Origin of the sequence: Streptomyces calidiresistens (genome assembly GCF_014141525.1) — a bacterium.
Taxonomy (GTDB): Bacteria; Actinomycetota; Actinomycetes; order Streptomycetales; family Streptomycetaceae; genus Streptomyces; species Streptomyces calidiresistens.
The window spans coordinates 1-9,766 of record NZ_VKHS01000122.1; the positions used below are offsets into that span (position 1 = coordinate 1).

The 9,766-nt window shown below is 71.7% G+C and carries 10 protein-coding genes and 1 pseudogene; 9 read left to right on the forward strand and 2 right to left on the reverse strand.

Annotated elements, in window-relative coordinates:
• Positions 1 to 120 precede the first annotated feature (120 nt).
• A complete protein-coding gene (locus FOE67_RS07945; RefSeq protein WP_182661911.1) occupies positions 121 to 1,449 on the reverse strand; it encodes a nicotinate phosphoribosyltransferase in 1,329 nt (442 codons plus the stop codon).
• A gap of 364 nt (positions 1,450 to 1,813) precedes the next feature.
• On the opposite strand from FOE67_RS07945, the gene clpS reads away from it, so the two are divergent.
• The 9 genes from clpS (at position 1,814) to FOE67_RS07985 (ending at position 9,502) form a co-directional block, all read left to right on the forward strand.
• On the forward strand, positions 1,814 to 2,116 hold the full coding sequence (clpS, locus tag FOE67_RS07950) for an ATP-dependent Clp protease adapter ClpS (RefSeq protein ID WP_143617620.1): 303 nt from the start codon (positions 1,814 to 1,816) through the stop codon (positions 2,114 to 2,116).
• Positions 2,117 to 2,119: 3 nt separating this feature from the next.
• On the forward strand, positions 2,120 to 2,749 hold the full coding sequence (locus FOE67_RS07955; protein ID WP_182661913.1) for a DUF2017 domain-containing protein: 630 nt from the start codon (positions 2,120 to 2,122) through the stop codon (positions 2,747 to 2,749).
• 371 nt (positions 2,750 to 3,120) lie between these two features.
• Positions 3,121 to 4,692, forward strand: coding sequence for an alanine/glycine:cation symporter family protein (locus tag FOE67_RS07960; RefSeq protein ID WP_182661915.1), 1,572 nt, complete (start codon positions 3,121 to 3,123; stop codon positions 4,690 to 4,692).
• Positions 4,693 to 4,966: 274 nt separating this feature from the next.
• Positions 4,967 to 5,398 carry a M67 family metallopeptidase gene (locus FOE67_RS07965; protein WP_182661917.1) on the forward strand — a complete coding sequence of 144 codons (432 nt, stop codon included), beginning with the start codon at positions 4,967 to 4,969 and terminating at the stop codon, positions 5,396 to 5,398.
• A 106-nt stretch (positions 5,399 to 5,504) separates the two neighbouring features.
• Positions 5,505 to 5,624 (forward strand): putative leader peptide, encoded by a 120-nt coding sequence (locus FOE67_RS30310; protein WP_323384462.1) that lies wholly within the window; start codon positions 5,505 to 5,507, stop codon positions 5,622 to 5,624.
• Between the two features lie 175 nt (positions 5,625 to 5,799).
• Complete coding sequence (locus FOE67_RS07970; protein ID WP_182661918.1) at positions 5,800 to 6,078, forward strand: MoaD/ThiS family protein; 279 nt, start codon at positions 5,800 to 5,802, stop codon at positions 6,076 to 6,078.
• Positions 6,078 to 7,028, forward strand: coding sequence for a PLP-dependent cysteine synthase family protein (locus FOE67_RS07975; protein WP_182661920.1), 951 nt, complete (start codon positions 6,078 to 6,080; stop codon positions 7,026 to 7,028). The genes FOE67_RS07970 and FOE67_RS07975 overlap by 1 nt, the downstream gene beginning before the upstream one ends.
• Before the next feature lie 257 nt (positions 7,029 to 7,285).
• A complete protein-coding gene (gene rodA, locus FOE67_RS07980; RefSeq protein WP_438874197.1) occupies positions 7,286 to 8,527 on the forward strand; it encodes a rod shape-determining protein RodA in 1,242 nt (413 codons plus the stop codon).
• Positions 8,528 to 8,746: 219 nt separating this feature from the next.
• Positions 8,747 to 9,502 carry an MBL fold metallo-hydrolase gene (locus FOE67_RS07985; RefSeq protein ID WP_182661925.1) on the forward strand — a complete coding sequence of 252 codons (756 nt, stop codon included), beginning with the start codon at positions 8,747 to 8,749 and terminating at the stop codon, positions 9,500 to 9,502.
• A gap of 39 nt (positions 9,503 to 9,541) precedes the next feature.
• Here the strand turns inward: FOE67_RS07985 and FOE67_RS29065 are convergent.
• Positions 9,542 to 9,766 (reverse strand): annotated as a pseudogene (locus FOE67_RS29065) (hypothetical protein); the annotation flags it as partial.

The window sequence follows — 9,766 nt, forward strand, 5'->3', positions numbered from 1 at the left end:
GGTTCGGGGTGGCCGGCGCCGCCTGCTCGACTGCTCCGTTCGGGGGAATTGTGCCCGGGAAAGCGGGGATCGCCCCCTCCCGGCCACCGGTGCCGGGAGGGCTCCGGGTTCCCCCGCTTCTCAGCGGTACTCGGTGAGCAGGACCGGCTCCCCCCGCGAGAGCTGGCCGGCCGAGAGCGGGAGACGGTCCCGCGCCGAGCGGTGGCGTTCGCGGGCGGCCGAGGGCGGTTCGCCGCCCACGATCTCCCCGCCGCGCACCAACTCCACCTGGAGCAGGTCCCCGGCCAGTTCCCCCGGGACCGGGCCGGTGCCGACGATCTCGGTGGTGGGTTCCCCGTCGGGGCCGTCGGGTCGGGCGGCCCACTTGACGCCGCCGATGGAGAGCTTGCCGCCGGAGGACTTCTTGGCCACCGGCACCAGCGGCGCGTCGGGGGCGTCCCCGCCGGCCCGGGCGACCAGTTTGTAGACCATCGAACAGGTGGGGTGACCGCTGCCGGTGACCAGTTGGGTGCCGACGCCGTAGGCGTCCACCGGCGCGGCGGCCAGGGAGGCGATGGCGTACTCGTCGAGGTCGCTGGTCACCACGATGCGGGTGTTCCGCGCGCCGAGTTCGTCGAGTTGCCGCCGGACCCGGTGGGCGACGAGCAGCAGGTCGCCGGAGTCGATGCGCACCGCGCCCAGCTCCGGTCCGGCGATCTCCACGGCGGTCCGCACGGCCTCGGCGACGTCGTAGGTGTCCACCAGCAGGGTGGTGCCCCGGCCGAGCGAGTCCACCTGGGCGCGGAAGGCGTCCCGCTCGGTGTCGTGCAGCAGGGTGAAGGCGTGGGCGCTGGTGCCGACGGTGGGGATGCCGTGGCGGTAGCCGGCGGCGAGGTTGGAGGTGGTGTCGAAGCCGCCGATGAAGGCGGCCCGGGAGGCGGCGACGGCGGCCAGTTCGTGGGTCCGGCGGGCGCCCATCTCGATCAGCGGGCGGCCCCGGGCCGCGACGGCCATCCGGGAGGCGGCGGCGGCGACGGCGGAGTCGTGGTTGAGGACGGAGAGCACCACCGTCTCCAGCAGGACGCACTCGGCGAAGGTGCCGGTGACCCGCAGGATCGGGGAGCCGGGAAAGTACACCTCGCCCTCGGGGTAGCCGTGGACGTCGCCGGTGAAGCGGTACCCGGCCAGCCATTCCAGGGTGGGCCCGTCCACCACGCCGGTGCGCCCCAGGAACTCCAGCTGGTCCTCCTCGAAGCGGAAGTTGGCGATGGCGTCCAGCACGCGTCCGGTGCCCGCCACGACGCCGTAGCGGCGGCCCTCCGGCAGGCGGCGGGTGAAGACCTCGAAGACCGAGCGGCGGTGGGCGGTGCCGGCCCGCAGGGCGGCACGGAGCATGGTCAGCTCGTAGTGGTCGGTGAAGAGCGCGGTGGACGGCACGGCCACCGACAGCCCCGAGGGTCCGTGGTTCATGGGATCAGCGTACCCCCTATTCGTCACTTTGACGATATGCATCGGGTCCGGGTGTGCGGCGACCGGGGGACCCGGGGACCGAACGGCGGTGCGCGGCGGCCTTCCGGGCCGGCAGCATGGGGGGTGAGGGCGATCACGTGTCGGTCGTGCCCCGGGGTCGGACCCGTGTCCGGCGTCCCCGGGTGCCGGCCCCGGGGTGGGGTCGGGGCGGATCGTTCGGTCGGCCCGCGCGCCGAACGCCGGCGCGCCGCCGCGCGACGCGGGGGCCGGGCGGGCGGTGATCGGCCGGTCGGACCGAGTGGTCGAGCAAGCGACGACGAGCGACGACGAGCGATAACGAGCGATAACGAGCGATGAGGTTGCCGTGAGTGCCATCCCGCTGGAGGTCGAGCGCACGGAATCGGAGGGAGCGCCCGCCGAGGTGCCCTCGCCGGAGGTCCCCTGGGTCACGGTGGTGCACAACGACCCCGTGAATCTCATGAGTTACGTGACCTACGTGTTCCAGACGTACTTCGGGTACCCCAAGGACAAGGCGAAGCGGCTGATGCTGGACGTGCACCACAAGGGGCGCGCCGTGGTCTCCAGCGGCAGCCGTGAGGAGATGGAGCGAGATGTGCAGGCGATGCACGGCTACGGGCTGTGGGCGACGCTGCAGCGGGATCGGTGAGTGATGGCGGCCCGATTCGAACCCCTTCCCGATGACGCCGGTGAGGGCCGGGGCGGGGCCGCCCTGGCCCTGGATCCGGCCGAACTCTCCATCCTGCGCAGTCTGGTGGTGCAACTGCTGGAACTGGTCGGCCCCGCCGGTGGGGCCGCCGGGGCGACGGACGGGGGAGCGGACCCGCTGGAGGCGCTGTTCGCCGAGGGGCCCACGGAACCGCCCTCGGACCCGGCGCTGGCCCGGCTCTTCCCCGACGCCTACGGGGGGCCGGGGGAGTCGTCGGACGAGGAGACCCGGCGGTGGGCGGCGGAGTTCCGTCGGTTCACCGAGCCCGACCTGCGGACCCGCAAGCGGGAGGACGGTCTGGCGGTGGTGAGGTCGCTGGACGCCGTGGCGGCCGACGGCCCGGTGCCCGGTGGCGGCGGCGTGGTGCGACTGGACGCCGAGGGCTGCCGCCGCTGGCTCGGCACCCTCAACGATCTGCGCCTGGCGGTGGGGGCGAGATTGGGCATCGAGGACGACGAGACCTCGGATCGCCTGATCTCCCTCCCCGATGGCGATCCGCGCAAACCGATGGCGATGGCCTATCTCTGGCTCGGACTGTTGCAGGAGTCATTGTTGGAAACACTCATGACCTAAGTCAGGAGTGTTCCGGGCTGAAACCCCTGACGCGTTCCCGGGGCGCGGCAGGGGTTTTTCCTCGGTTTCGGTAGGTGTTCGAAACGCGCTTCTTCTATACGGAGCGTGACATTCAGTATCCGCTATGCGGACATCGCTACTGCATGTAGAGGGCATGTGTCCGCTTTGTGGTGTAATGCCGCTGTGTTAACTCGACCGTTATCCGAACGTGTGATGCGCGTCACACGGAGAATATCGCTCTGCGTGGTAGGAACGCACATCCGAATGTTTTCGGGGTTCACCCTCACCCCGGCGGCTCGTCGGAAATACCGCACCATCGGCATCATTCCGTGCCTTCATTCGTCCCCGCAGCAACCTGCCAGAGGTAATCCATGGATGAAACGACCTGGGCCGATACGGTCGCAGACAAGATCAACGGCTGGGTGGAGCCCTTCGCCGGCCTCATGGGAGACATCGTCTTCTTCAGCTTCGAGGTCGGCGGCGCGACGATCATGCCGATCGTCCTGTGGCTGGTCATCGCCGGTCTGATCTTCACCGTCTACTTCGGTCTGGCGCAGGTGCGTCACCTCAAGACGGCCCTCAAGGTCGTGCGGGGCAAGTTCGACAGCCCGAACGCCCCCGGTGAGGTCACCCACTTCCAGGCCCTGACCTCGGCCCTCTCCGGCACCGTCGGCCTGGGCAACATCGCCGGTGTGGCCATCGCGATCTCCATCGGTGGCCCCGGTGCCGTCTTCTGGATGATCCTCTGCGGTCTGCTCGGCATGGCGACCAAGTTCGCCGAGTGCACCCTGGGCGTCCGCTACCGCGAGGTGCACGCCGACGGGACCGTCTCCGGCGGCCCCATGCACTACCTGCGCAAGGGCCTGGCCGAGCGCGGTCTGCCCGGCCTGGGCAAGGTGCTGGCCTGGGGCTCCGCCCTGATGATCGTCGCCTTCACCTTCTTCGGCGGCAACCTCTTCCAGGTCAACCAGTCCCTGGAGCAGCTCGCCTCCGAGACCGGCGGCGGGGACAGCTTCTTCGCCGGCAACACCGGCGCCATCATGTACGGCATCGTGCTGTCGGTGCTGGTCGGCGCGGTGATCCTGGGCGGCATGAAGTCCATCGGCAAGGTCACCAGCCGCCTGGTGCCCTCCATGGCGATCATGTACGTGGCCGCCTGCCTCATCGTCATCCTGTGGAACATCACCGCCGTCCCGGACGCGCTGATGACCATCGTGACCGAGGCCTTCAACCCGACCGGCGTCGCCGGTGGTCTGCTCGGCGCCCTGATCGTCGGCTTCCAGCGCGCCGCCTTCTCCAACGAGGCCGGCATCGGCTCCGCGCCGATCGCCCACTCCGCGGTGAAGACCAAGCGCCCGGCCACCGAGGGCCTGGTCGCCATGCTGGAGCCGTTCATCGACACCGTCGTGATCTGCACCATGACCGCCGTGACCATCATCGTCGCCGCCGGTCCGCTCTACGAGGCCCGTCGCGCCGGGGACACCTCGATCAACGGCATCGCGATCACCTCCGACGCCTTCCAGACCGCCCTGCCGTGGTTCTCCGGTCTGCTGACCCTGGCCGTGATCCTCTTCGCCTTCTCCACGCTGATCACCTGGAGCTACTACGGCCTGAAGTCCTGGAGCCACATCTTCGGCGCCTCCCGCACCAGCGAGACGGTCTACAAGGGTCTGTTCTGCGGCATGGTCATCATCGGCGCCCTGCTGCCGCTGATGACCCTGGTCGACCTGACCGACTCCTTCCTGTTCCTCGCCGCGGTGTTCAACATCATCGGTCTCTACCTGCTGGCCCCGGTGGTCAAGCACGAGCTGAACCGGGTGCTGGACTACATCCGCCGCCGCGAGGCCGGTGAGACCGACGAGGAGATCGACGCCGCCGAGGCCGCTGCCGCCGGGACCCCCGGCGAGGGCGGCGAGGGCGACAAGGTCACCGTCGAGAAGTGATCCCCCCACCGGTCCGTCGGGCATCCCGACGGCACCGGTGAGGAGGTCGGACCCCGGTGCCCACCGGGGTCCGACCTCCGCCCACACGGGAAACCGTTCGCGGGCGACTGCCACGCCGCCCACGGCGAACGGACACCGATCCCGCCCCGCTCACGCGCCCCCACCGGGGACGCGACGGCGGGTCGGTTCCGGGGCCCGGTCCGCACCGCTCGGGGGCGCGGACCGGGCCCCGGCCCGTGCCCACCCGTTCCGGGGGCCGGCTATCCTGGCGCCCATGCTGACCATCACCCGGGACATACACGACCGCATCGTGGCCCACGCCCGTCGGGACCACCCCGACGAGGCCTGCGGCGTCGTGGCGGGCCCCGCCGGCACCGACCGCCCCGAGCGCTTCATCCCCATGCTCAACGCGGCCCGTTCCCCCACGTTCTACGAGTTCGACTCCGGTGATCTGCTGAAGCTCTACCGGGAGATGGACGACCGCGACGAGGAGCCGGTGGTCGTCTACCACTCCCACACCGCGACCGAGGCCTACCCCTCGCGCACCGACATCTCCTACGCCAACGAGCCGGGCGCGCACTACGTGGTGGTCTCCACCGCCGAGTGCGGCAACGACGAGGGCCCGGTGTCGTTCCGCTCCTTCCGGATCGTGGACGGGGAGGTGACCGAGGAGGAGGTCCGGATCGTCGACTCCCTCCCCGGGTGACCGGGGCGTCGCTTTCGGTGACCTTTTGCCCGCATGGTGATACGGGAGGGTCCGCATCACGGGACGCCCTTCCGGGACCCCGGCCGGGAATCGTTACGATGACCGCATGGTTGTCCCGGACGTGAGAAATGAGCCGCAGCCGCCGCTGCTCGTCGAGCGTCTGCACATCGATCTGTGCCGCCTCGCCGGCGCCCTGTGTCGGCACCCGGCGGGCCGCGCCCGCTGACCCCGGGCGGCCGGGTGTCCGACGACCCGGCCGGCCCCACCGCGCGGCCGAGGGACCGACGATCCTCCCACCGCCCCGACCGGGCGGCTCCGGCGCGCCCGCCGACGCACGTCACCGAACGACCCGCACAGCCCAACCGGCTACCCCGCCCCCTCACCCCTGGAGTTCGACCACCATGGCCATCGAGGTCCGCATCCCGACCATCCTGCGCACCTACACCGACGGCGCGAAGGCCGTCACCGGCTCCGGCTCCACCCTCTCCGAGCTGTTCGCGGACCTGGACACCAACCACCCGGGCATCCGGGAGCGGCTGGTGGAAAAGGACGAACTGCGCCGCTTCGTGAACGTCTACCTCAACGACGAGGACGTGCGCTTCCTCGACGGGATCAACACGAAGGTGGCCGACGGCGACAGCGTGACGATCCTGCCCGCCGTCGCCGGGGGCATGCGCTGATGCGCTTCGACTCCCCCCTCGCGGCGGTCGGCAACACCCCGCTGGTCCGTCTCCCGCGCCTGTCCCCCTCACAGGACGTGCGGATCTGGGCCAAGCTGGAGGACCGCAACCCCACCGGGTCGATCAAGGACCGTCCCGCCCTGTACATGATCGAACAGGCGGAGAAGGACGGCAGGCTCACCCCGGGGTGCACCATCCTCGAGCCGACCTCCGGGAACACCGGCATCTCGCTGGCGATGGCGGCCCGCCTCAAGGGCTACCGCATCGTCTGCGTCATGCCGGAGAACACCTCCCGCGAGCGCCGCGAACTGCTGTCGATGTGGGGCGCGGAGATCATCTCCTCCCCGGCCGCCGGCGGCTCCAACACCGCCGTGCGGGTCGCCAAGGAACTGGCCGCCGAGCACCCCGACTGGGTGATGCTCTACCAGTACGGCAACCCCGACAACGCCGGCGCCCACTACACGGGCACCGGACCGGAGATCCTCGCCGACCTGCCGTCCGTCACCCACTTCGTCGCCGGCCTGGGCACCACCGGCACGCTGATGGGGGTCGGCCGCTACCTGCGCGAGCACAAGCCGGACGTGGCCGTCGTCGCCGCCGAACCGCGCTACGACGACCTGGTCTACGGCCTGCGCAACCTCGACGAGGGGTTCGTCCCCGAGTTGTACGACGCGGAGATCCTCACCACCCGGTTCTCCGTCGGCTCCGCCGACGCCGTCGCCCGCACCCGTGAACTCCTCTCGCAGGAGGGCATCTTCGCGGGTATCTCCACGGGGGCCGTGCTGCACGCGGCGATCGGGATCGGCCGCAGGGCGGTCCGCGAGGGGGTCCCCGCGGACATCGTCTTCGTGGTCGCAGACGGCGGATGGAAGTACCTCTCCACCGGTGTCTACACCGCGGAGTCCACCGAGGCCGCCGTCGAACTCCTGCACGGTCAGCTCTGGGCCTGAGCCCGCCCACCCACCGGGGTCCGATCCGCGCGGATCGGACCCCGACGCGTGTCCGGGCCCGGTTCCCGACCCCGCCGTTGCACCCTTCCGGGGGACCCGCCGGGCGCGGGGCGCGGGATCACCGAACGCCGCACCGCCCACGCGTACAGTCACCACCGGGAGGCCCGGCCCCCGACCCGCCGCCCCGGCGGGCACCGGTGGCCCGTCGCCCCGGAGGAACCAGCGGGCAGCGAACGCGGGAGCGGCCGGTGAGCACGGTGAGCACGTACTGTCGGGAGACCACGGACGCCGGTCCGCCCCCGCTGCTCGGCGGCCGGCCCGATCGTCCGCGCCGGCTGCGCGCCCTGCTGGCCCGGGACGGGCCGCTGCGCCGGCTGGACCGCTCACTGCTGCTGGCCTCCCTCGCCCTGACCGCGCTGGGCACCGTCCTGGTCTTCTCGGCCACCCGCAGCCGGGACCACCTCACCGGGGGCGACCCGTACCACTTCCTGCTCCGGCACTGCCTCAACATCCTCATCGGCCTGCTGCTGGCCGCCTTCGTGGTGCGGGTCGGCCACCGCCGGCTGCGGGACGCCGCGCCCGTGCTCTACGGGCTCTCCGTGGTGCTGACCGCCCTGGTCCTCACCCCCCTGGGCAGCACGGTCAACGGTGCCCGGCGCTGGATCGAGATCGGCGGGGGGTTCGCCTTCCAGCCCTCCGAACTGGTCAAGGTGGCCGTCATCCTCGCCGCCGCGGCGCTGGTGGCCTCCCGGGCCGAGGCGGCGAGCCGCCGTCGCCCGGGCGAGCAGCACCCCCCGGACGCCCTCACGGTGATGGCCCTCCTCCTGCTGGTGGGGCTGCCCGCGGTCCTGGTGCTGCTGACCCCCGACCTCGGCCAGACCCTCGGTCTGATCGCCATCGTCCTGGCCCTGCTCACCGCCGCCGGCGCGCACCGGGTGTGGATCCTCGGCCTCATCGGGGCCGGAGTCGCCGGGGCGGTGGCGGTCTGGCAGCTCGGGGTGCTCGACGAGTACCAGATCAACCGGGTCGCCGCCTTCGCCAACCCGGAACTCGACCCCGCCGGCGTGGGCTACAACACCCACCAGGCGCGCATCGCGATCGGGGCCGGGGGCCTGACCGGCATGGGGCTGTTCCAGGGCAGCCAGACGGTCGGACAGTTCGTTCCCGAGCAGCACACCGACTTCATCTTCACCGTCGCGGGGGAGGAACTGGGCTTCGTCGGCGGCGCCACGATCATCCTGCTGCTGGGGGTGGTGATGTGGCGGGCGCTGCGCATCGCCCGCGACTGCCCCGACCTGTACGGGACGGTCCTGGCCGCCGGCATCGCCGGGTGGCTCGCCTTCCAGACCTTCGAGAACATCGGGATGTCGCTGGGGATCATGCCGGTCACCGGCCTGCCGCTGCCGTTCGTCTCCTACGGGGGTTCCTCGATGTTCGCGGTGTGGATCGCGGTGGGGCTGCTGCAGGCGATCCATCTGCAAACCACCGCCCGCCGCTGAGGCCCCGGCGCTCCCCGCGCCCGTACGGGGGCACACCGCCGAACCCTCCCCCGAACCCCGGGTCGAACACCGTTGGCCCGTCGGGGGGACGGTCGACGACGGGATGGCGAACACCCTCCCCGGGCTGGTGATTCCGCCCACACCGCTCCCTTCGCGCCGCCCGTCCGGCCCGCCGCCGCCGTACAGTCGTTGGACCCCACCACGGAGGTCCCCAGGCCCATGAAGCTCACCGTTGTCGGCTGCTCGGGATCGTTCCCGTCCGCGGACTCGGCTTGCTCCTGCTACCTCATCGAGGCCGAGGGCTACCGTCTGCTGCTGGATCTGGGCAACGGCGCCCTCGGCGAACTGCAGAAGTACACCGGGCTGTACGACATCGACGCGATCGTCCTCAGCCACCTGCACCCCGACCACTTCATCGACATGTGCGGCTACTTCGTGGCCCGCTACTACCGGCACGACGGCGGCCGCTGCGCCCCCATCCCGGTGTACGGGCCGGCCGGCACCGAACACCGGCTCAACACCGCCTACGAGGACACCCCCACCGAGAAGTCGATGAGCGAGGTCTTCGACTTCCGCACCCTCCACCACGGCGAGGCGCTGAGGCTCGGCCCGCTGGCGATCGGGGTCTCCCGGGTCCGCCACCCGGTCGAGGCCTACGGCTTCCGGGTGGAGCACGAGGGGCGGGTCCTCACCTACTCCGGCGACACCGGACCCTGTCGGGAGGTGGAGGACCTGGCCCGCGACGCGGATCTGCTGCTGTGCGAGGCCGCCTTCACCCACGGCAAGGAGAACCTGCCGGACATCCACATGACCGGGCGCGAGGCGGGGGAGGCCGCCCGGGCCGCGGGGGTCCGCCGGTTGGTGCTCACCCACATCCCGCCCTGGACGGACACCGAGGTCAACCTCCGGGACGCCCGCGCGGTGTTCGACGGGCCGGTCGAGGCGGCCCGGCCCGGCGCGGTCTACGCCTTCTGACCCCGAGCGGTCCGGCCGCGCCCGTGCGCGGGTCGTGGATCAGTCCCGGGGGGACCGCTCTCCGCCCGGGGCTCCGGTCGGCTCCTCCGGGCCCCCCGGCGTGTCCGGGGCATCCGATCCGGTGGCGTCGGCCGGGTCGGGGGCTTCGGTGTCGCCGGCGTCCTTCCGCTCCGCCGCCCCGGTTCCCCCGGCGTCGGGTCCGGGTGAGGGCGCGGGGACGCCCGCCGCCCCGCCGGCACCGGCGGCCCCCTCGGTCCCCACGGT

Bases quoted from the DNA above. Each gene is read 5' to 3' on its own strand.
- FOE67_RS07960 (WP_182661915.1), top strand. From the start codon at position 3,121: ATGGATGAAACGACCTGGGCCGATACGGTCGCAGACAAGATCAACGGC.
- FOE67_RS07975 (WP_182661920.1), top strand. From the start codon at position 6,078: ATGCGCTTCGACTCCCCCCTCGCGGCGGTCGGCAACACCCCGCTGGTC.
- FOE67_RS07985 (WP_182661925.1), top strand. From the start codon at position 8,747: ATGAAGCTCACCGTTGTCGGCTGCTCGGGATCGTTCCCGTCCGCGGAC.
- FOE67_RS07955 (WP_182661913.1), top strand. From the start codon at position 2,120: ATGGCGGCCCGATTCGAACCCCTTCCCGATGACGCCGGTGAGGGCCGG.
- FOE67_RS07965 (WP_182661917.1), top strand. From the start codon at position 4,967: ATGCTGACCATCACCCGGGACATACACGACCGCATCGTGGCCCACGCC.
- FOE67_RS07970 (WP_182661918.1), top strand. From the start codon at position 5,800: ATGGCCATCGAGGTCCGCATCCCGACCATCCTGCGCACCTACACCGAC.
- FOE67_RS07945 (WP_182661911.1), bottom strand. From the start codon at position 1,449: ATGAACCACGGACCCTCGGGGCTGTCGGTGGCCGTGCCGTCCACCGCG.
- FOE67_RS30310 (WP_323384462.1), top strand. From the start codon at position 5,505: ATGGTTGTCCCGGACGTGAGAAATGAGCCGCAGCCGCCGCTGCTCGTC.